16 protein-coding genes are annotated in these 21,080 nt (G+C 62.0%); 11 read left to right on the forward strand and 5 right to left on the reverse strand.

Going from position 1 to position 21,080, the window contains the following annotated elements; translation table 11 throughout:
• Positions 1-3: 3 nt before the first annotated feature.
• The gene (locus tag FHT69_RS05935) at positions 4-1,095 is read right to left on the reverse strand and encodes a DUF2865 domain-containing protein (protein ID WP_183905087.1); all 1,092 of its coding nucleotides are present in this window, start codon (positions 1,093-1,095) and stop codon (positions 4-6) included.
• 338 nt (positions 1,096-1,433) lie between these two features.
• On the opposite strand from FHT69_RS05935, the gene FHT69_RS05940 reads away from it, so the two are divergent.
• On the forward strand, positions 1,434-1,970 hold the full coding sequence (locus FHT69_RS05940) for a ribonuclease H (RefSeq protein WP_183905375.1): 537 nt from the start codon (positions 1,434-1,436) through the stop codon (positions 1,968-1,970).
• A 66-nt stretch (positions 1,971-2,036) separates the two neighbouring features.
• Here FHT69_RS05940 and FHT69_RS05945 read toward each other — a convergent pair whose 3' ends face one another.
• Entirely contained in the window at positions 2,037-4,349 is a 2,313-nt protein-coding gene (locus FHT69_RS05945; protein WP_028758684.1) for an NADP-dependent malic enzyme, read from the reverse strand.
• A gap of 222 nt (positions 4,350-4,571) precedes the next feature.
• Here FHT69_RS05945 and FHT69_RS05950 point away from each other — a divergent pair, with 222 nt between their 5' ends.
• On the forward strand, positions 4,572-6,011 hold the full coding sequence (locus FHT69_RS05950) for an FAD-binding oxidoreductase (RefSeq protein ID WP_063475200.1): 1,440 nt from the start codon (positions 4,572-4,574) through the stop codon (positions 6,009-6,011).
• Between the two features lie 119 nt (positions 6,012-6,130).
• On the opposite strand, the gene FHT69_RS05955 is transcribed toward FHT69_RS05950, so the two are convergent.
• On the reverse strand, positions 6,131-6,691 hold the full coding sequence (locus tag FHT69_RS05955; RefSeq protein ID WP_047611603.1) for a TetR/AcrR family transcriptional regulator: 561 nt from the start codon (positions 6,689-6,691) through the stop codon (positions 6,131-6,133).
• Positions 6,692-6,923: 232 nt separating this feature from the next.
• Here FHT69_RS05955 and FHT69_RS05960 point away from each other — a divergent pair, with 232 nt between their 5' ends.
• Positions 6,924-8,102: an efflux RND transporter periplasmic adaptor subunit gene (locus FHT69_RS05960; protein WP_176707368.1), complete on the forward strand. Its 1,179-nt coding sequence runs from the start codon at positions 6,924-6,926 to the stop codon at positions 8,100-8,102.
• A gap of 5 nt (positions 8,103-8,107) precedes the next feature.
• Complete coding sequence (locus FHT69_RS05965) at positions 8,108-11,260, forward strand: efflux RND transporter permease subunit (RefSeq protein ID WP_063474991.1); 3,153 nt, start codon at positions 8,108-8,110, stop codon at positions 11,258-11,260.
• 95 nt (positions 11,261-11,355) lie between these two features.
• Here the strand turns inward: FHT69_RS05965 and FHT69_RS05970 are convergent, their stop codons facing one another.
• Positions 11,356-12,105 (reverse strand): histidine phosphatase family protein, encoded by a 750-nt coding sequence (locus FHT69_RS05970; RefSeq protein ID WP_063474990.1) that lies wholly within the window; start codon positions 12,103-12,105, stop codon positions 11,356-11,358.
• A gap of 287 nt (positions 12,106-12,392) precedes the next feature.
• Between FHT69_RS05970 and FHT69_RS05975 the strand changes: the two genes are divergently transcribed.
• Together FHT69_RS05975 and FHT69_RS05980 are read left to right on the forward strand one after the other, a co-directional pair.
• Complete coding sequence (locus FHT69_RS05975; RefSeq protein WP_183905088.1) at positions 12,393-13,205, forward strand: UDP-2,3-diacylglucosamine diphosphatase; 813 nt, start codon at positions 12,393-12,395, stop codon at positions 13,203-13,205.
• Between the two features lie 179 nt (positions 13,206-13,384).
• Positions 13,385-14,605: an MFS transporter gene (locus tag FHT69_RS05980; protein ID WP_097594347.1), complete on the forward strand. Its 1,221-nt coding sequence runs from the start codon at positions 13,385-13,387 to the stop codon at positions 14,603-14,605.
• Here FHT69_RS05980 and dgcA read toward each other — a convergent pair.
• A complete protein-coding gene (gene dgcA / locus FHT69_RS05985; protein WP_047610067.1) occupies positions 14,557-15,540 on the reverse strand; it encodes an N-acetyl-D-Glu racemase DgcA in 984 nt (327 codons plus the stop codon). The two genes, FHT69_RS05980 and dgcA, sit on opposite strands and share 49 nt — an antisense overlap.
• Positions 15,541-15,642: 102 nt before the next feature.
• Between dgcA and FHT69_RS05990 the strand changes: the two genes are divergently transcribed.
• The 5 genes from FHT69_RS05990 (at position 15,643) to FHT69_RS06010 (ending at position 21,070) form a co-directional block, all read left to right on the forward strand.
• Positions 15,643-16,812, forward strand: coding sequence for an ABC transporter permease (locus FHT69_RS05990; RefSeq protein ID WP_179874661.1), 1,170 nt, complete (start codon positions 15,643-15,645; stop codon positions 16,810-16,812).
• A gap of 1 nt (position 16,813) precedes the next feature.
• Positions 16,814-17,653 (forward strand): ABC transporter ATP-binding protein, encoded by an 840-nt coding sequence (locus FHT69_RS05995; RefSeq protein WP_047610063.1) that lies wholly within the window; start codon positions 16,814-16,816, stop codon positions 17,651-17,653.
• Between the two features lie 9 nt (positions 17,654-17,662).
• Positions 17,663-19,033: an MlaD family protein gene (locus FHT69_RS06000; protein WP_047613957.1), complete on the forward strand. Its 1,371-nt coding sequence runs from the start codon at positions 17,663-17,665 to the stop codon at positions 19,031-19,033.
• Positions 19,034-19,057: 24 nt separating this feature from the next.
• Positions 19,058-19,669 carry an ABC-type transport auxiliary lipoprotein family protein gene (locus FHT69_RS06005; RefSeq protein WP_047610060.1) on the forward strand — a complete coding sequence of 204 codons (612 nt, stop codon included), beginning with the start codon at positions 19,058-19,060 and terminating at the stop codon, positions 19,667-19,669.
• Between the two features lie 147 nt (positions 19,670-19,816).
• Entirely contained in the window at positions 19,817-21,070 is a 1,254-nt protein-coding gene (locus tag FHT69_RS06010) for a sensor domain-containing diguanylate cyclase (RefSeq protein WP_183905089.1), read from the forward strand.
• Positions 21,071-21,080 lie beyond the last annotated feature (10 nt).

The following is a 21,080-nucleotide window of genomic DNA, read 5'->3' on the forward strand; positions in this document are numbered from 1 at the left end:
CAATCACTGCTGTTGAGGCTGCGGCCCCGGTGTTGCCGGATTGGCTAGGTCGATCGAGCCTTGATCACCGGCAAGAAATTGCGGGCCGACCTGGCGGACCTTGTTCTGCACGGGATCGTAGGGGCGCTCCGGGACGGATGGTTGCGGTGGGGCTGCGGCAGCATCCTTCGCCGTGGGATTGGTGCGGATGGTGGTGATCGAACCTTGTTGCGGCGGTTCGCTTGACGGCTGCTTGCCGCGCATCTCATCGTAGTAGGCGGTGAGATTGCAGGCGCAGGAGGACTTTTCCCCCGGCGTGCGGTTCTTGTAGGCAAAGGCGTTTTTCATGGCGCTGTAGGGCGTGCCCGTTGCGACCGAGATCATGTTCGAGGCTTCGGTGCTCGTCACGTCACGATAGAACAGCTCTGTCTCGATACCCGGGCACATCTTGGCGCACGTCTGGGCGTCGCGGCCGAAATCGACCGAAGTGGCGTTCGAGCTGATCGGGAAGAAGCCGCCGTCGCAGGTGCGCACACACATGGTGCTGACCGGCGAGAGCATTTCGGCCCGCGGCAGGCCGTAGCGCGGATCGACCTCTTCACCGCCGCCGAGCGGAATGAAGGTATCGGTGCGCATCGCCTGCTCCTCGATGCTCGGGGCGGGGTCGGCGGCGCTGCGATCGCTCGGGGCATAGAAGTTTTCGCTGTTGCAGCCATTGCGATCGAGCGCGGCGATCAGTTCACGGCGCGTCCCATCATCGCCGCTCTGGCCGGCCAGCTCGTTACGGCGGTCCTGGAGATATTGGATATTGTCGATCATGCGGCCTTCGGACTGCGAGAGTTCACCGCAATAATCGGCATTCTCGCCGCCGATCACGACCATGCTGCCCGAGGTGCAGCCATTGTTGCGCAGCTCGTTGCGAACCTTGCGCAGCTCGAGGTTCTGCTCGGCCATGGCGCTGGCATATTGGCGCGCTTCCCGGCCGTTGCTATTGCCGATCGATCGCGGCAGATCGGCGAGACGGCCGCGCAGGTCCTCGCAGACAGCGCTCGTCTGGGCGGCGGCCGGCGCTGCGAAGGCGAGGAGGAGGGCAAGAGACAAGTTTCGGCGTTTCACGGCGTCGTCCGGGGTGAGCAAAAAGTCGATCGGTCGATTGCGGCCTCGATCGCCGCGCATTGTCTCTTAAGGCGTTTCTCTTAATGAGCTTGGAGAAAATCCTAGCGCATTTTCGCGATCTTATCCAGCAGACGCGGGTAATCTTCCGTAAGGGGAGGTCGGGGCAGATTCATTGTCCATGATCCACATTGCCCTACAGTTCTCGGTCGGGGCGGGCACTGTTGCCGCCACCATCGTCAATGGTTGACACAACGCAGAGGTACAGTTCGAATGTCCGCTTCGGGGCGAGCAGGCAGTCGCAAATTGCGCTGGCGCAGCGAAGGCAAAAAGCGGAGAAAATGACGAGCATTTCCAACAAGCTTCACTTCCCTGCAACAACAGTCGGAATATCGGAAGGCCAACATGGCCTCCACCTCTTCGTCGACGGTTGCTACGAACCCGGCTCCGGGCATGGGGGTTGGGCTTTTGTCGCTTATCGCGATGCCGTGGAGATCGCCTCCGGCTTCGGCGGCGTCGAAGATTCCGCCAATAATTCGATTGAATTGGCCGCCGTCCTCGAGGCGGCAATATGGATCAATAGCCAAACGACAGGCGAAGCTGCGACCATCTGGTCGGATTCCGTCTACGTCGTCAAAGGCTGCAACAGCCGGCGGCATATCTGGAAGAACAATGGCTGGAAGAAAAGCAGCCCGAATGGCAATGGCCGAAGCCGAACGATCGCCAATGCGGAACTCTGGAAAGCGGTTGACCTTCAGCTGTCCCAGAACGGTCTGGTGGCAATTGCCTGGTGCAAAGGCCATTTCGGCATCGCCGGCAACGAACGTGCGGACGCGCTTGCGGATAGAGGGCGCCTTTCGTTACAAGGCGCCCGATAGCTGTTTCATATCAACCGGTTGCAGATGCCCAGGACAAGCCTGAGCATGACGAAATGAGGAGCCGGCTTAGGCCGGCTGCGATGCTTCGACGACGGCGAGTGCCGCCATGTTGACGACGCCGCGGGAGGTGACCGAAGGGGCAAGGATGTGTGCGGGCAGGGCCGTGCCGAGCAGGATCGGTCCGACATGCAGGCCGTCGGTCATCGACTTGACGACACCAAGCGTGATGTTGGCGGCATCGAGGTTCGGGAAGACCAGGAGGTTCGCTTCGTCGTGCAAGGTCGTGTCCGGCATGACGCGCTTGCGCAGCGCTTCGGTGATGGCGCTTTCGCCGTGCATTTCGCCGTCGACTTCGAGATCGGGAGCGGCGTCGCGCACGAGCTGCAGAGCGCTGCGCATTTTCGTGGCGCTTTCGGATTCGCGCGAGCCGAAGTTCGAATGCGAGACGAGGGCGGCGCGCGGGGTGATGCCGAAACGGCGGATTTCCTCGGCCGCCAGCACCGTCGCCTCGGCAACCTCCTCGGCGGTCGGATTGAAGGTGACGTAGGTGTCGGTGAAGAAGGTGGCGCCGCGCTGCGAGATCATCAGGCTGAGCGCCGAGAAATCACGGACGTCCTTGCGCTTGCCGATGATCAGGCGGACATCGCGCAGGTGCTTCTCGTAGCGGCCTTCGAGGCCGCAGATCAGCGCATCGGCCTCACCGCGCCGCAGCGCCAGCGCGCCGATGACGGTGGTGTTGGTGCGCACGATGGTGCGGGCGGCTTCGGGAATGACGCCGCGGCGGCCGACGAGCGAGAAATAGAGATCGACATATTCACGGAAGCGCGGATCGTCTTCCGGGTTGATCACCTCGAAATCCTGCAGCGGCCGGATGCGCAGCCCGTAACGCTTGAGGCGCGTTTCGATGACCTGCGGGCGGCCGATGAGGATCGGTTCGGCGAGGCCTTCCTCGAGCAGCACCTGGGCGGCGCGCAGCACGCGTTCGTCCTCGCCTTCGGAGAAGATGACGCGCTTGCGCTCTGCAGCCTTGGCGGCGGTGAAGATCGGCTTCATGACGAAGCCGGAGCGGAAGACGAAGCGGTTCAGCTGGTCGAGATAGGCGTCGAAATCCTGGATCGGGCGACGCGCCACGCCGCTCAGTTCTGCTGCCTTGGCGACCGCAGGCGCGATGCGCAGGATGAGGCGCGGATCGAAGGGCGAGGGGATGAGGTAATCCGGACCGAAGACCGGGGTCTCACCGGAATAGGCACGGGCGGCGACGTCGGACGGCTCTTCGCGGGCAAGCGCGGCGATGGCGCGCACCGCCGCCATCTTCATTTCCTCATTGATCGTCTCGGCGCCGCAATCGAGCGCACCGCGGAAGATATAGGGGAAGCAGAGGACGTTGTTGACCTGGTTGGCGAAATCCGAGCGGCCGGTGCAGATCATCGCATCGGGGCGGGCGGCGCGGGCGAGATCCGGCATGATCTCCGGCGTCGGGTTGGCGAGCGCCATGATCAGCGGCTTGTCGGCCATCTGCGCCAGCAGCTCCGGCTTCAGGACGCCGGCGGCGGAAAGGCCGAGGAAGACGTCGGCGCCGCCGATATTTTCGGCCAGCGTGCGCGTGTCGCTCTTCTGGGCATAGACGGATTTCCATTCGTCCATCAGCTCGGTGCGGCCCTCATAGACGAGGCCTTCGAGATCGTGGACCCAGATGTTTTCGCGCTTCGCCCCGAGAATGACAAGCAGGTTGAGGCAGGCAAGGGCGGCAGCACCCGCGCCGGAGGCGACGATCTTGATGTCGGCGATGTTCTTGCCGGCGAGTTCCAGCCCGTTCAGAATCGCGGCGGCGACGATGATCGCCGTGCCGTGCTGATCGTCGTGGAAGACGGGGATCTTCATCTTCTCGCGCAGGCGCCGCTCGACCTCGAAACATTCCGGCGCCTTGATATCTTCGAGGTTGATGCCGCCGAAGGTCGGCTCCAGCGAGGAGACGGTCGAGACCATCTGTTCGACGCTTGCTGCGTCGATCTCAATGTCGAAGACGTCGATGCCGGCGAATTTCTTGAAGAGTACGGCCTTGCCCTCCATAACCGGCTTGGAGGCGAGCGGACCGATATTGCCGAGGCCGAGCACGGCGGTGCCGTTGGAGATGACGGCGACGAGATTGGCGCGCGAGGTGTATTCGGCCGCCATTTCGGGATTGTCGCGGATGGCGAGGCAGGGGGCGGCAACACCCGGCGAATAGGCGAGCGCCAGGTCGCGCTGGTTGCCGAGTGGCTTGGTCGCCTGGATCTCCAACTTGCCCGGACGGGGATAGCGGTGGAAGAAAAGCGCCTGTTCGTCGAGATCGCCGCTCGTCAGGTTCTTTTCCGTCTTGGATTTATCCGGGTGATCCATTGCCGCCTCCGTGCACGTCTTTTTGGAGTTCCCTCCATACATCAATCGGATACGGGCGACAGTATGGAAATGGGGGATGGGAAAAGTTTTCGTGATGGGCGTGCCGTGGGGCCAAGCGGCGGCCCTGGTTAGCTAATCCTTTTGGAAAACTTGTTTGACGACCTCAACAGGCGCAGGATGCCGGCCGCGACGGTGCGGGGCGCCGGTCGCATGGAGGAAATCATGGACAATTTGAACCTGACGACTCTGCAAAGGGGTCAGACGATGGTCAATGACGTAGCCATCGATGCCTTTGCCGCCGGATTTCGCGGCAGTCTGCTGACCAGCAAGGATATGGATTACAACGATGCGCGGGCGATCTGGAATGCGATGATCGATCGCCGGCCCGGGCTTATCGCGCGTTGCGCCGGTGCAGCCGATGTCGTGCGGGCAGTGCGGTTTGCACGCGACAATAATCTGCTCGTTTCAGTGCGTGGCGGCGGGCACGGCATTGCCGGCAACGCCGTCTGCGAGGGTGGTATCGTCATCGACCTGTCGGCGATGAAGTCGGTGCGGGTCGATCCTGAGACCAAGCGCGCCAGGATCGAGCCGGGGGCGACGCTTGCCGATGTCGACAAGGAAACGCTGGCCTTCGGGCTGGTACTGCCGACCGGGATCAATTCCACCACCGGCATCGCCGGCCTGACGCTCGGCGGCGGCTTCGGCTGGCTGACCCGCAAATTCGGGCTAACGCTCGACAATCTGCTTTCGGTCGATGTGGTGACGGCCGACGGTGAGCTGGTCAAGGCGAGCGAGACTGAGAAACCTGACCTGTTCTGGGCGCTGCGCGGCGGCGGCGGCAATTTCGGCGTCGTCACCTCCTTCGAGTTCAAGCTCAACCCGCTCAACACAGAGGTGCTGGCCGGCCTCGTCGTGCATCCCTTCGCCGATGCGGAAAAGGTGCTTAAGGAGTACCGGCAGGCACTGGAAGAAGCACCCGACGAACTGACCTGCTGGGTGGTGATGCGCCAGGCGCCGCCGCTGCCGTTCATTCCCACCGAATGGCACGGCAAGGAGATCGTGGTGCTCGCCATGTGCTATTGCGGAGACATTGCGGCGGGAGAGAAGGCTGCGGCGAGATTGCGCGCGATCGGAAAGCCGATTGCCGACGTCGTCGGCCCGGTGCCGTTCACCGGCTGGCAGCAGGCATTCGACCCGCTGCTGACGCCCGGTGCGCGCAATTACTGGAAGAGCCAGGATTTCGCCGCCCTATCGGATGCGGCAATCGACGTGCTGCTCAAGGCCGTGCGCAAGCTGCCCGGACCGGAATGCGAGATCTTCATCGGCCATGTCGGTGGTGCTGCCGGCCGCGTGCCCACAGAGGCCACCGCATTTCCGCAGCGCAGCTCGCATTTCGTCATGAATGTGCATGCCCGCTGGCGGGAAACGGGAATGGACGGAAATTGCGTCGGTTGGGCGCGGGAACTCTTCGAGGCAACCAAGCCGCATTCGGTCGGCACCGCCTATGTCAACTTCATGCCGGAGGACGAGGCCGATCGGGTCGAAAGCGCTTACGGTGCCAATTACAGCCGCCTTGCCGAAATCAAGCGGCGTTACGATCCGAACAATCTGTTCCGGATGAACCAGAACGTCAAACCCACGGCGGCCGTACGGGCTGCCTGACGGGAATGGCGCGACATCAAGGCATTGAGCCTGCGCCGCGCGTTCGCTTTACGCGCGGCGGCAAAATGATCCGAGTGCTCGACGACTGATGTCCTCGGCCGGTGACAATCTGTTCTTTGTCAGCCTTTGGTGAGTTCGATCAATTCCTGCAACAGCGCCGTGTCGTCGGGAGCCGCCTGGTTGTCAGGCCTCAGAACATGGGCAAGCCATGCTCCGTCCGCCGCCAGGCGAACGATTTCGAGCCGCATTCCAGCGTCGGTTTCGGCGTGTTTGATGAGCCGGTCATTCATCCATTTATGCCAGAGCGACTTGGAGTAGGGGTCGGCAAGCACGGTCATGGTCTGCGCCGACCAAGGGCTTTTGTTAAGGGCGCGGTCGGCAAATAGCGTGCGGACATAGGCGCGGGTGAATGTGCCGTGGCCGCCCTTATCCCTTTCCAGTTCCTGGTCGATCTCGCGGTCGAGATTTTCCATCATGCCGTCGAATACGGCTTCTATGAGCGCCTGCTTATTGGGGAAGTGGTGAAACAGACCTCCCTTGGTCACGCCGGCTGCGCTGGCGACTGCCTGCAGGCTGACGGCGGCGAGACCATGTTCGAGCGCCAGCTTCGTGGCGCAATCCAGAAGAGCCTGCCGCACGACATCCGGCTGTTTCTTTCTGTTGCGGGGGCTATCTACCAATGCATGACCTGTGTTCGGGATAAGCTTCGCGTCGAGACGGTTCGAGAGGATCAGTATCACTCCCGGGATCGCCGGACCATGGGAACTTCAAGTATGAGAATACTATCATACCGACCGGTAGGTATCTTGCAATGCGAAAAAAGATCGACTATCTGTCGGTTCACGAGGCCCGCCGAACGTCATGTCGGCGGGCTGTGCTTTTTTGGACCCCAGCGGACCATCAGGAAGGCTTATGAATATGCTTTTTCGTCCGAAATCATTAGGTTACGCGCTGACGTTGGCGCTGTTGCTCGGCGCCGGCCTGCCGGCTCACGCACAGGAAGGCGGCGCGATGCCGCCTGCAGCCGTCAGCGTCCTGACGCTCAAGGCGCGTCCGGTTCCCGTTGTCAGCGAATTGCCCGGCCGCATTGCCGCAACGCGCGTTTCGGAAGTGCGGGCTAGGGTTTCCGGCATCCTGCAGGAACGGGTGTTCGAGCAGGGCAGTCTCGTTCACCAGGGTGACGTGCTCTACCGCATCGATCCGGCGCTCTTCCGGGTCCGCGTGGCGAGTGCCGAGGCAAGCCTCGAGCGCGCCAAGGCGACGCAGTTGAATGCCCGCCAGCAGTTGGAGCGCCAGAAGTCGCTGCGCGACCGCGATGTCGCAAGCGGTATCGAATATGATGCGGCCGCCGTCGCCCTTGCCCAGGCCGATGCCGATGTCGCGCTGGCGCAGGCAGCGCTCGACGAGGCGAAGATCAATCTCGGCTATACCGAAGTCCGGGCGCCGATCACTGGCATCATCGGCGGCGCGCTGGTGACGGAAGGCGCGCTGGTGACGGCCGACGCCGGGGATGCACTGGCGATGATCCAGCAGATTGACCCGGTCTATGCCGACTTCACGCAATCCTCCGGAGACCTGCTGGCGCTGAAGCGGGCGGTCGAGAACGGCAGCCTGGCATCGACGGAAGCCGGGAAGGCCGATATCAAGCTCGTCTTCGACGACGGCACGGTCTATGGCGAAGCCGGAAAGCTGCTCTTCAGCAGCGCCAGCGTCGATGCGACGACGGGTCAGGTCACGCTCCGCGGTGAATTCCCCAATCCGAAGGGCGACCTGCTGCCGGGGCTTTATGTCCGTGTTCGCATCGAGCAGGCCGTCCGTGTGAAGGCAATCCTCATTCCGCAGCGCGCCGTCATCCGCACGGCCGATGGCAAGGCGCAGGTCTATGTCGTCCAGGAGGGAGACGTGGCGCAACCGCGCGATATCGAGCTCGGTCAATCCTCCGGCAATGAATGGGTCGTCGAAAGCGGCCTGTCGTCGGGCGAACGCCTCGTCGTCGACGGTGTCCAGAAGCTGCAGCCGGGCGCAAAGGTCGCGCCGGAAGAATGGCGGGATGGCCAGCTCGCGTCCGGTGACGCCAAGAAGCCGGAGTAAGCTCGATGGCACGTTTCTTTATCGATCGCCCGATCCTTGCCTGGGTCTTTGCGATCTTCATCTCCATCGCCGGCCTGATCGCGCTGCCCTTCCTGCCGGTCGCCCAATATCCGAAGGTCGCGCCGCCGCAACTCAGCATCACCACCAGCTATCCCGGCGCGTCGCCGCAAGATATCTATCAGGGCGTCACCCGCCAGATCGAGGAAGAGCTGAACGGGGTCGAGCACCTTTCCTATTTCGAGTCGACCTCCGATACATCGGGCGCGATGACGATCACTGCGACTTTTGCGGCAGGCACCGATATCGATCAGGCCTCAGTTGACGTTCAGAACGCCATCCGCCGTGTCGAGCCGCGGTTGCCGCAGTCGGTCAAGGATCAGGGCATCACGGTCGAGGAGGCGTCGTCCGGCTTCCTGATGTTCATCTCGCTGACCTCGACAGACGGCAAGACCGATGAGGTGGCGCTCGGCGACTATCTCAACCGGAACGTCATCGGCGAGCTGCGCCGTCTCGAAGGCGTCGGTCGCGCGCAGTTGTTTGCCTCGCAGCGGGCGATGCGTATCTGGATCGATCCCGACAAGATGGTCGGCCTCAACCTCACCGCCTCCGACATCAGCGCGGCGATTTCGGCGCAGAATGCCCAGGTGGCGGCGGGCCAGATCGGCGCCGCACCCAATCCGATCTCGCAGGACCTGACGGCGACGGTGCTGGTCAAGGGACAGTTGACCGACACCAAGGAGTTCGGAGACATCGTGCTGCGCGCCAATGCCGACGGATCGAACGTCAGGCTGCGCGATGTCGCGCGCATCGAAGAGGGCAGCGAGAGCTACAGCTTTTCCACCCGCTTGAACGGACAGCCGAGTGCGGCGATCGCCATCCAGCTGTCGTCGACAGGCAATGCCGTCAATACCTCCAATCTGGTCAAGGCGAAGATGGAGGAGCTATCGCGCTTCTTCCCGGCGGGCGTCGAATATGCGGTTCCCTACGACACCAGCCCGTTCGTCTCGGCATCGATCGAGAAGGTGGCGCATACGCTCGCAGAAGCCGTCGCACTCGTCTTCGTCGTCATGCTCATCTTCCTGCAGAGCTTCCGCTACACCATCATTCCAACGCTCGTCGTGCCGGTCGCGCTGCTTGGGACGCTTGCTGTCATGTATGCCGCCGGCTTCTCGATCAACGTGCTGACGATGTTTGCGATGGTGCTGGCCATCGGCATTCTCGTCGACGACGCCATCGTGGTGGTGGAAAACGTCGAGCGGCTGATGGCGGTGGAAGGGCTGTCGCCAAAGGAGGCGACCAAGAAGGCGATGCGACAGATCACCGGCGCGATCCTCGGCATCACGCTGGTTCTTTCCTGCGTCTTCGTGCCTATGGCGTTCTTCCCGGGCTCGACCGGCATCATCTACCGCCAGTTCAGCCTGACCATGGTTGTCTCCATCCTGTTTTCGGCCTTCCTGGCGCTGTCGCTGACACCGGCGCTCTGCGCCACCTTCCTGAAACCGATCAAGGGCCATCATGAAAAGAAGGGCATCGCCGGCTGGTTCAACCGCAATTTCGACCGGCTGACCGGCCGCTACGCCCGCACCGTCGGGGGATTGGCCAAGCGCTCCTGGCGGGCCATGGCCGTCTATCTCGCGCTGGTCGTGGGCCTCGGCTATCTCTTCGTCAACCTGCCGAGCAGCTTCGTGCCGGATGAGGACCAGGGATTCCTGATCGTTGACGTGCAGGGACCGCCGGAGGCGAGCCGCAACCGCACCGTGGCTTCGCTCGAAAGCATCGAGGCGATCTTCAGGAAGGAACCGGCCGTTGCCAACGTCGTCGCGATCCAGGGCTTCAGCTTCTCCGGGCAGGGACCGAACGCCGCCCTGGTGTTTGTCACGCTCAAGGACTGGGCCGAACGCGGCGCCGGCAATTCGGTGCAGGAGATCTCCAACCGCGCCAATATGCAGCTGTTTGGGCTGAAGGATGCCACGTCCTTCGCGCTGTCGCCGCCGCCGATCGAAGGTTTCGGCACGACCAATGGCTTCACCTTCCGCCTTCAGGATCGTGGGGCGAAGGGCCAGGCGACACTGACCGAGGCGGCGGGCATTCTGATCGGCAAGGCATCTGAGAATCCCATCATCGCCGGTATCCGCCCGGAAGGCATGCCCGACTCGGCCCAACTCGTGCTGGTCATCGACCGCGAAAAGGCAAATACCTTCGGCGTCGCCTTCGCCGACATCAACAGCACGATCACCGCCAATCTCGGTTCGAGCTATGTCAACGACTTCCCGAATTCGGGCCGCATGCAGCGCGTCATAGTGCAGGCGCAGGACAAGAGCAGACTTCAGGCCGAAGACCTGATGAAGCTCAATGTCCGCAATGCGAGCGGCGGCATGGTGCCGCTGTCGTCCTTCGCCATCGCCGAATGGCAGAAGGGACCGGCGCAGATCGTCGGCTATAACGGCTACCCCGCCGTGCGCATTTCCGGCGCTCCGGCGCCGGGATATTCATCGGGCGCGGCGATTGCCGAAATGGAGCGGCTGGCAGCCGAACTTCCCGACGGCTTCGGCTTCGAATGGACCGGCCAGTCGCTGGAGGAGCTCAGATCTGGATCGCAGGCGCCGTTCCTGTTCGGCCTCAGCATTCTTTTCGTCTTCCTGCTGCTGTCGGGGCTTTACGAAAGCTGGTCGATCCCGCTGTCGGTGATGCTGGTCGTGCCGCTCGGCGTCATCGGCTGCGTGCTCGCGGTGATGAGCCGCGACATGTCCAACGACATCTACTTCAAGGTCGGCCTGATCGCGATCATCGGATTGTCGGCGAAGAACGCCATCTTGATCGTCGAATTCGCCAAGGACGGCTTTGCCGAAGGGAAATCGCTGATGGAGGCTGCGATCGAAGGCGCTCGTCTGCGCTTCCGGCCGATCATCATGACTTCGCTCGCCTTCACCTTGGGCGTGGTGCCGCTGGCGATCGCCACCGGGCCAAGTGCGGCCAGCCAGAATGCCATCGGCACCGGCGTGCTTGGCGGCATGATCTCGGCGACGGTGCTGGCGATCTTCTTCGTTCCCGTCTTCTTCGTCTTCGTGCTGCGTCTCCTGAGGACGAAACGGCCGGAGGCGATGAACGAGGAAGCCTCGACCGCGCAGGAGCCGGCAACCATGACGTCACCGAGCTGACGCGAAGTCACCGCCTGAACCGACGAGTTGGCAGGTTGCCTTGCGCAAACCGCCACACACCTTCGCACCGGGCCGTTCATTTCTTGGCTGTGTTGCTAGCCGCCGAGCTTCGGCGTGATCGTCACGTCGGTGCCATAGGCATCGCGCAGTTCGCCTTCCTGTCCCGGCTGCCGATCGACCGCCTGATGCAGCAGGATCGACTCGTATCCTTGCGAGCGCGTCCCCTCGATCAAGGTGATATCGGCATTTCCGGGATTGTCGGAGCGCTCGAACCACTCGACGGGGCGGTGCAGGAAGTTCATTTCCACCGCCCGGTTGGTGACGCCATGGCCGACGATCACGACGTTGTGGTCGCTATTTTCGGCGTCGTGCATGACGGTCTGCAGGAACAGGCGCACCCGCTGGGCCACATCCGCCCGGCTCTCGCCATCCGGCGGCCGCGCGTAGAATTTGCCGCTGTTGCTGCGCAGCCTTGCCCATTTTTCGAACTCATCGGGAAACTTCTGCTTCTGTTCGGCATGATCATAGATCTCGGTGAAGAGACCGAAATCTTGCTCGCGCAGCAGATAATCCTCCCTGATGTCACCGACGACGCTTTCCGGCAGGGCTGCAAGCAGCGCATCCTTGCTCTGCCGCGTCCTGAGAAAGGGCGAGTACCAGATGTGCAGCTTGCCGAAACCGGCGCTCGGCAACGCCGTGACATAGGAGGCGATCACGCTGCCTGCCTCCAGCGCCTGCCGATAGCCCCACTGCGTCAGCGGCACGTTATGATCGCCGAATTGGCGATAGGCCTGTTCATTGATGTTGCCGAGGGATTCGCCGTGGCGAACGAGAAAGATACGCATCAGCCATCCCGCATTGTCGGATATGAATCGCTGTCATCATGAACGCCCTGAATGCGCAGGGCAACATGGCTGGCGGGCCGCGCGGCGACGGACACTCTGCCAGCGCAGCGACGGACATTCTGCCAGCGCGGCGGCGGACAATCTGCCCGCGCGGCGACGGGCATTCTGCCCGCGGGGGATGAGCGGTTTGCAGCGCTTTTCCACATCTTGTCATCATCCTGAAACACGAGTCTGGTTTTGGAAGGTTAGATGAAAGATGGGGACATGAGCGGCAGCTCGTGAAAGACATGATGGAACCCAGACATTTCCGCACGCTCTTCATTTCCGATGTCCACCTCGGCTCGAAGGCCGCGAAGGCCGACTTCCTCTTGGATTTCCTGCGCCACCACGAAGCCGATACGATCGTGCTCGTCGGCGACATCGTCGACGGCTGGCGTCTGAAGCGCAGCTGGTATTGGCCGCAGGTCTGCAATGACGTCGTTCAGAAACTGCTGCGCAAGGCGCGCAAGGGCACCCGCGTCGTCTATATTCCCGGCAATCACGACGAATTCCTGCGAGACTTCCCGGGCATTCATTTCGGTGGCATCGAGGTCGTCGAGCGCATGATGCATGACGGCGCCGACGGCAAGAAATACCTGATCCTGCACGGCGACGAATTCGACGTCGTCGTCCGCAACGCCCGGCTGCTCGCCTATCTCGGCGACTGGGCTTACGATACGGCGATCCGCATCAACATTCTCCTGGCAGCAGTGCGCCGCCGGCTCGGCATGCCCTACTGGTCGTTCTCGGCCTGGGCCAAGCTGCAGGTCAAGCATGCCGTCAACTTCATCGGTGAATTCGAGCGCGTCGTGGCCGAGGAAGCCCGCAAAAACGGCGCCGATGGCGTGATCTGCGGACATATCCATCATGCCATCATTCAGGACATGGACGGCATCCGCTACATCAACACCGGCGATTGGGTGGAAAGCTGCACGGCGGTCGCCGAGCACGAGGACGGTACGTTCGAACTGATCACCTGGCGGGCGCTCGCCAGCAGCGTGCCGGCGCTTGCCGCCATCGAAATGCATGACGAGGGCGAACTCGCCCCCCAAGCTGCCTGATTTTGGCGGCCTGATTTTTGTGCTGGCACATCCGTGCCCGCGCTCCCAAGAATTTAGCCGTTACCGTCAGGTGACAGGCCCTATTTATTTTCTAAAACGTTTCAGAACGGCTATTTCTCGCAATAGTCGCCTCCAGGGTGGCGTGTTAGGACAACGTCCAGTTTCCTTCAGGTCTGCCCATGATTCCCGCTCAACATTCCCCGACGGGTGAGGGAGCGCCGCCGCGCTTCCGGCTGCTCAGCGCGCTTTCCTATTGTGCGCCGCTGCTCGTCAACGGCATCGTTCTGCCGTTCTTTCCCGTCTGGCTCGCAACCCACAGCTTCAGCGATCACGAGATCGGCATCATCCTTGCCGTACCGATGGTGGTTCGCGTGCTGGTGGCGCCTGTCGTCGCCATGATCGCCGATCGCCTGAAGGAACGCGCCGACGTCTTGCTCTGGTCTGGCTGCCTGTCGCTGCTGACGGCGATTGCGCTCTTCTGGACGACGACCTTCTGGCCTGTGACGATCGTCTATGCGCTGCAGGGCGCCACCTTCGCGCCCTATGTGCCCGTCGTCGAATCGATCGTCATCTCGGGCGTGCGCCGTTGGGGGCTCGATTACGGATCGATGCGCGTGTGGGGCTCTATCGCCTTCATCGTCTCGACGTTGGTCGGTGGCCAGTTGATCAGCCGGTGGGGCGGCGAGATGGTGCTTGATATCATGGTGTTCGGCTTCATCATGACCGTCGTCATGGCGATCTTCTGTCCGCGCATCGGGCCGACGCGGCGGCGCGGCCAGCCGATCAACATTCCGGCCGCCACCGGCAGCGGGTTGCGCGAGCCGCATCTGCTGCTGCTTCTGATCGGCGTCGCCATCCAGCAGTCGAGCCACGCTGTGCTCAACGCTTTTTCCTCGATCTACTGGCATCAACTCGGCTTCTCCGGCACGCAGGTCGGCCTGCTCTGGAGCGCCGGCGTCGCTTCGGAGGTAACGGTGTTTTTCCTGTCGAAACGTCTCAACCGGCGCTTCAACGCCTGGACGCTGATCCGCTTCGGCTGCGCCGTCAGCGTCTGCCGCTGGATCCTGTTTCCGATGAATACGGGCTTTGTCGGTTTCTTTCTGCTGCAGTGTTTCCACGGCTTCACCTATGCCTTCGTGCATACCGGGGTGCAGCGGCGGATCATGGCGACGGTGCAGGAAACACAGGAATCATCGGCGCAGGGCGCCTATTTCTTCTATGTCGGCATGGCGATGGCGCTGATGACGTTGACGTCGGGTTATCTCTATTCCTGGCTCGGTGTCGTCAGCTATTACGTCATGGCGCTGGTCGCGCTCTCCGGCCTCGGCCTCGTCATCTCAGCCTATTATCTTCAGCCCCAGAGGGTGCTTTCCGGCGGAAAGACCAGGGAAGCGGCGTAGCGCAAGCCGGGCTCGCGGTCGCGTGCAAGCAGCAACGGACCATCGAGATCGACGAAATCGGCAGTCTGGGCGAGCAGCACGGCCGGCGCCATGGCAAGCGAGGTGCCGACCATGCAGCCGATCATGATGCCGAATCCAAGCCGTTCGGCCTCGGCCTTCATTGCCAGGGCCTCCGTCAGGCCGCCGGTCTTGTCGAGCTTGATGTTGATCGCGTCATAGCGGTCGGCGAGGCTTGCGAGATCGCCGGTGTGGTGGACGCTCTCGTCGGCGCAGACGAGGAGCGGGCGGCGGATTTCGGCAAGCATCCCATCGCGGCCAGCCGGCAGCGGCTGTTCGACGAGCGCCACCCCCGCTTGCGCCGCGATATTGAGGTGGCGTTCGAGCACCGCTTCCGGCCAGCCCTCATTGGCGTCAAGGATGATTTTGGAATCGGGTGCGGCCGCGCGCACGGCGCGGATGCGGCTTTCATCATCGCCGGTTCCGACCTTGACCTTGAGCAGTGCGCGGCCGGCATGTTCGCGCGCCTGGGCGGCCATCACCTCCGGCTCACCGAGCGAGATGGTGTAGGCGGTGGTGAGCGGCTTCAGATCGGCAAGGCCGAGACGGACGGCGACGCTTTCGCCCGTTCGTTTCGCTTCCAGGTCCCAGAGAGCGCAATCGACGGCGTTGCGCGCAGCGCCCGGCGGCATCGCCGACAGCAGGTCGCTGCGCGAAATGCCTGCCTCGACCAGCGGACGCGCGGCCTCGATCTGGGCGAAAACGCTCTCCATGGTCTCGCCATAGCGGCGATAGGGCACGCATTCGCCAAGCCCCCGGGCACCGTCTTCGGCGAGTGTACAGGTGATGACATCGGCCTCGGTCTTGGCGCCGCGCGAGATGGTGAAAGTCCCGGCAATCGGAAAGGAATTCATCTGGATATCGAGGGTGCGCGGCATTATTGCTGTCCTGCGAGCATGGAAATTGCACGTTGCTTCTGTATATTGACGCGCCGGTCGTCGAACGGTCCGTTCGCGATTCGCGGCAAGTTGCTGTAAGCCTTGAAAGACATAAGTATCTTGAACGCCGAGAATCGCAACGCTGCCTCGCTTGACGTGGACGACCAGGCCGATGGTTCGGGGCAGCATGTGCGTCTGAGCGGCAATTGGCGCAGCGCCTATATTCATTTCGTGCTGCGCGACTTCGAAAAGCTCCTTCATCAGAAGGCCGGCGACCTGACTGTCGACCTCTCGCATATTTCGGATATCGATACCGCCGGAATCTGGCTGCTATGCCGGCTGAAGAAGGAAGAGGAGGCGGCTGGACGGACGGTTCGCTTCGAAGGCACCAATCAGCATATCGACGAAATGCTGGCGATGTTTTCCGAGGAGCCGGCCAAACCCGAGCCCGAGCAGCAGGAGAAGGTCTCGCTCGTCGCGCGCATCTTCGCGCCCGTGGGCAAGATGACCTACGAGGTCTGGGACAATTTCGCCGCCGCCATGTATATCCTCGGCTCGGCGGTGCGTGGTGCGCAGATGAAATTCGGGCGCGGCAGCGGCGTTTCGCCGGCCTCGATCGTCAACCAGATCGACCATATGGGCGTTCGCGCCGTTCCGATCATCCTCCTGATGTCGTTTCTGATCGGGGCGATCATCGCCCAGCAGGGCGCCTTCCAGCTGCGCTACTTCGGCGCCGAGGTTTTCGTCGTCGATCTCGTCGGCATTCTGCAATTGCGCGAAATCGGCGTGCTTCTCACCTCGATCATGATCGCCGGCCGTTCGGGCAGCGCGATCACCGCCGAAATCGGCTCGATGAAGATGCGCGAAGAGATCGACGCGCTGAAGGTGATGGGGCTGAACCCGATCGGTGTGCTGATCTTCCCGCGTCTGGTGGCGCTGACCATCGCGTTGCCGCTTCTGACGGTGCTGGCGAATTTCGCGTCGCTCGCCGGTGCGGCTGCGGTCGCCTGGGGTTATTCCGGCATCACCTTCGCCAATTTCCTGGCGCGTCTGCACGAGGCGGTGACGCTGTCGACGGTGCTCTCAGGCATGATCAAGGCGCCGTTCATGGCACTCGTCATCGGCATTGTCGCCGCCGTCGAAGGGCTGAAGGTCGGCGGCAGCGCGGAATCGCTCGGTCAGCACGTAACGGCCGCGGTGGTGAAGGCGATTTTCGTCGTCATCCTGATGGACGGGTTATTTGCGATGTTCTATGCAGCGATCAACTTCTAGCATGGCGAGCCCCGTGAACGAGCAACCGATCGAAAGCGAAGGACAGGGCAGGGATGTCGTGCTCTCGGCGCGCGACGTCACCGTCGGCTTCGGCTCCAAAGTGGTGCTCGACAATCTGAACCTCGATATCTATCGCGGCGAGATTCTCGGATTCGTTGGCGCGTCGGGCACCGGCAAATCCGTGCTGATGCGCACCGTGCTCCGGCTGCTGCCGCGCCGCTCCGGCACAATCAAGATCCTTGGCCAGGATTTCGACGAACTCGACGAACCCCAGCGCAACGCGCTCGATATGCGGCTTGGCGTACTATTCCAGCAGGGTGCGCTGTTTTCGTCGCTGACGGTCAAGGAAAATATCCAGGTGCCGATGCGCGAATATCTCGATCTGCCGCGCTCGCTGATGGACGAATTGGCGCATCTGAAGATCCGTATGGTCGGGCTTGCTGCTGACGCCGCCGACAAATACCCGTCCGAACTCTCCGGCGGCATGATCAAGCGCGCCGCCCTTGCCCGCGCGCTGGCGCTCGATCCGGAACTCGTCTTCCTGGACGAACCGACCTCGGGTCTCGACCCGATCGGCGCTGCCGAATTCGATGAACTGATCGCCAACCTGCGCGATAGTCTGGGACTGACCGTATATATGGTAACGCATGACCTCGACAGCCTGTTTTCGGTCTGCGACCGTATTGCCGTGCTCGGAAAGAAGCGGGTAATGGTGGAAGGCACGATCGACGACATGCTGGCCTATGACGATCCGTGGGTGCAGGCCTATTTCAAGGGTAAGCGGGCGCGGTCGATCGTGCCGCAGGACAATGGTGTGCGGCACGGCAGCAGCGGGAAGTGACCGGATAAGATGGAAACCAAAGCCAATTACACGATTGTCGGTTTTTTCACGGTGCTGGTGATCGCGGCTGCCTTCGGCTTCGTCTACTGGATGGCCGAGTATGGCCGTGGCGGCCCGATGACGGAACTGATCGTTCGGATTCCAGGATCGGCGAACGGCCTTAGCGTCGGCTCGCCGGTGCGCTTCAACGGCATCCAGATCGGTTCGGTGCAGACACTGTCGATCGATGCCGACGATCCGCAATATTCGCTGGCCTTCACCCAGGTGCGCACCGATGCGCCGATCTACCCGTCCACCAAGGCCGCCCTTGAAATCCAGGGCTTGACCGGGGCCGCCTATATCGAACTCTCAGGCGGCCGCAAGGGCGAGGAAAGCATCCTCCAGCATGCGATCGACAATAACAAACGCGCCGTCATCGTCGCCGACCAGTCAAGCGTCACCAATCTTCTGGCGACCGCAGACAAGATCCTCGATCGCGCCAACGACGCGGTCGGCGAACTTCAGGGTTTCATCGAGGATTCGCGCGGGCCGCTGACCGAGACTTTTAAGAATGCCGAGACTTTCTCGGACGCGCTTGCCAAGAATTCCGGCAATATCGACTCCTTCCTGCAGAGCGTCGGCCAGCTTTCGGAGACGGTGAAGGCGGTTTCCGGCCGCGTCGACTCGACGCTCAAGGCCGTCGAAGAGCTGGTCAAGGCGGTCGATGCGCAGAAGATCGACAACATCGTTTCCAATGCGGAGAAGCTCACCGCCAATGTTGCCGATGCTTCGGGCGACCTCAAGGGTGCGATCCAGAAGTTCGACCAGACTGCCACCACCTTCAACGATTTCGGCAAGCAGGCGCAGGCCACACTCGACCGCGTCGATACGCTCGTCGCCCAGATCGACCCGGCAAAGGTGAAGGGTTCCGTCGACGACATCGCGCAAGCGACCAAGGATGCGCGCACCGCCGTCGCCTCGATTCGCGATGTCGCCAACACGGTTTCATCGCGGCAAAAGGATATCGACCAGACGATCCAGGACGTCTCCCAGCTCGCCAATAAGCTGAATTCGGCCTCGACCCGCATCGACGGCATTCTCATCAAAGTCGATGCCCTGCTTGGAACCGACAATACGCAATCGCTGTTCACTGAGGCGCGCGATACGCTGGAATCCTTCAAGAAGGTGGCCGACAACCTGAATTCGCGCATCGGCCCGATCGCCGACAATCTGCAGAAATTTTCGAGTGGCGGCTTGCGCGACGTGCAGACTCTCGTCAACGACATGCGCGGAACCGTGAACAATCTGAACGATACGATCACCAACTTCGACCGCAATCCGCAGCGCCTGATCTTCGGCGGGGACACGGTCAAGCAATATGACGGCCGGACGCGGCGTTAACTGGGAAGTCAGGGGTAGCCTAATATGGTCGCATCGCATCTGTTGTCGCGCCGTTCGTGGATCAAGGGAACGGTGATCGCGCTGCCGCTGACGGCGCTGATCCTTTCGGGGTGCGGCACCGCGGCCAAGAACGATACCTATGACCTGTCCGCCGCCGTCGACGGCGACGGGCCTGCGGCCAAATCCCGCCAGGTCCTGATCGCCAGCCCGACGGCGCTGCGGGCGCTCGACAGCGAGCAGATCGTCATCCGTGTTTCGTCTTCGGAAATTCAGTATCTCTCGCGGGCGCAGTGGGGCGACAAGCTGCCGCGCATTGTACAGTCGAAGCTGGTGGAAGCTTTCGAGAACTCCGGCAAGCTCGGCGGCGTTGGCATGCCGGGGCAGGGGCTGGCGATCGACTACCAGGTCGTCACCGATATCCGCTCCTTCGAGATCGATGCGTCGAGCGGCAATCAGGCTGTGGTCGAAATCTCGGCCAAGATCCTCAACGACCGCAACGGCTCGGTGCGCGCCCAGAAGGTGTTCCGCGCCACGGCACCGGCCGGCGGCGACAATGTCGGCTTCGTCAAGGGTCTCGACCGCGCCTTCTCCACGGTTGTCTCCGAGATCGTCAGCTGGACGCTGCGCTCAATCTGAGATGGCGGGTCGCGACCGCTGCGTCGACATCAAGGGTTGCTGATTCTGAAGAATATTTGGCCTCATGAGTTTGGGGTCGCCATCGTATTCAATTTCTTCATGAATTTGTGGAACGCATCATGTTATCGCTATCAGGAGGCATGCTGCATGGTGGTCGCACGCGTATTCGGAAAGTCGTCGTCGGAAGCGATTCAGCGCGAAAATGCTCGGTTGGCTGCGCTGCAGCAGCTCGACCTTCTCGATACGCCGAGGGACGAAGGCTTCGAGCGGATCGTACGCCTGATAAAGCAGATATTTTCCATCGACATCGGCATCGTATCCCTGATCGATGCGCATCGGCAGTGGTACAAGGCATGCTCCGGCCTTTCGGCCGACGAGGTATCGCTCGAAGACACGTTCTGCCGCTGCGTTGTGGACTGTGACGAGCCTGTTATCGTGCAGGATGCCACGAAGGATGCCCGCTTTTCGAAGCATCCTGCAGTGACAGGCGAAGACCATATCCGCTTTTATGCCGGCGTGCCGCTGAGAACAAAAGCCGGGCACTTGATCGGGACGGTATGCGCCATCGACCGTCGGCCAAGATCGTTCGGCAACCGAGAGCTTAGCATCCTCCAGGAGCTGGCGGGGGCGGCGATGGACCGCATCGAGCTCATGCAATCGGCCGCCACCGACAGCCTGACCGAGACGATGACACGGCGCGCCTTCAAGCAGGAAGCCGATCAGCTGATCTCGCTCGCTCTGCGGCATAAGCATGACCTCTCGTGCATCGTCTTCGATATCGATCATTTCAAGCAGGTGAACGATACGTATGGGCATGCCGCAGGCGACGAGGTTCTCAAGGCGGTCGCAGCGGTCTGCAGGACGGCGCTCCGAGCCGGTGATCTTTTCGGCCGTCTTGGAGGCGAGGAGTTTGGCGTTATCCTGCCGCATGTCGACCGGGAAGGTGCTGTCGCCGTCGCCGAGAAACTCAGAGCCGCCATCGCCTCTGAGATCATTCGCGGCGATCACGGCGCCCTGACCGTTACGGCCAGCTTCGGAACGTCGGCGCTTTCGATCGTCAGCAAGGAAATCGAGACCCTGCTGGCCCAAGCCGATGCCGCGATGTATCAAGCCAAGCACAGCGGACGGAATCGTTGCGTGTCGTGGAGTTCCATCCACGCCGATCACGCCATCGGCGCGCGACGGCGGGTGCTGAAGGCGGGTTCGATCCTGTTCAACGATCGACGCTCGACCATCGACTGCACCGTCAAGTCCATCGGTTCGGAGAGCGCCGGCATTTCGGTCTCCAATACGTCAGGCATTCCGCCGGAATTCATCCTTGCCATCAAAGGCGAAGGCTTCGAAACGAATTGCAGGGTGATCGCCCAAGACCGGCAACACCTGGAGGTGGCTTTCAGATAAGCCGTCAGCA

Origin of the sequence: Rhizobium sp. BK008 (genome assembly GCF_014197345.1) — a bacterium.
In the GTDB taxonomy this organism is placed as follows: domain Bacteria; phylum Pseudomonadota; class Alphaproteobacteria; order Rhizobiales; family Rhizobiaceae; genus Rhizobium; species Rhizobium anhuiense.

Coding starts and splice junctions, on each gene's coding strand:
- FHT69_RS05940 (WP_183905375.1), top strand. CDS start 1,434: ATGACGAGCATTTCCAACAAGCTTCACTTCCCTGCAACAACAGTCGGA.
- FHT69_RS05945 (WP_028758684.1), bottom strand. CDS start 4,349: ATGGATCACCCGGATAAATCCAAGACGGAAAAGAACCTGACGAGCGGC.
- FHT69_RS05950 (WP_063475200.1), top strand. CDS start 4,572: ATGGACAATTTGAACCTGACGACTCTGCAAAGGGGTCAGACGATGGTC.
- FHT69_RS05960 (WP_176707368.1), top strand. CDS start 6,924: ATGAATATGCTTTTTCGTCCGAAATCATTAGGTTACGCGCTGACGTTG.
- FHT69_RS05965 (WP_063474991.1), top strand. CDS start 8,108: ATGGCACGTTTCTTTATCGATCGCCCGATCCTTGCCTGGGTCTTTGCG.
- FHT69_RS05970 (WP_063474990.1), bottom strand. CDS start 12,105: ATGCGTATCTTTCTCGTTCGCCACGGCGAATCCCTCGGCAACATCAAT.
- FHT69_RS05975 (WP_183905088.1), top strand. CDS start 12,393: ATGATGGAACCCAGACATTTCCGCACGCTCTTCATTTCCGATGTCCAC.
- FHT69_RS05980 (WP_097594347.1), top strand. CDS start 13,385: ATGATTCCCGCTCAACATTCCCCGACGGGTGAGGGAGCGCCGCCGCGC.
- dgcA (WP_047610067.1), bottom strand. CDS start 15,540: ATGCCGCGCACCCTCGATATCCAGATGAATTCCTTTCCGATTGCCGGG.
- FHT69_RS05995 (WP_047610063.1), top strand. CDS start 16,814: ATGGCGAGCCCCGTGAACGAGCAACCGATCGAAAGCGAAGGACAGGGC.
- FHT69_RS06000 (WP_047613957.1), top strand. CDS start 17,663: ATGGAAACCAAAGCCAATTACACGATTGTCGGTTTTTTCACGGTGCTG.
- FHT69_RS06005 (WP_047610060.1), top strand. CDS start 19,058: ATGGTCGCATCGCATCTGTTGTCGCGCCGTTCGTGGATCAAGGGAACG.
- FHT69_RS06010 (WP_183905089.1), top strand. CDS start 19,817: ATGGTGGTCGCACGCGTATTCGGAAAGTCGTCGTCGGAAGCGATTCAG.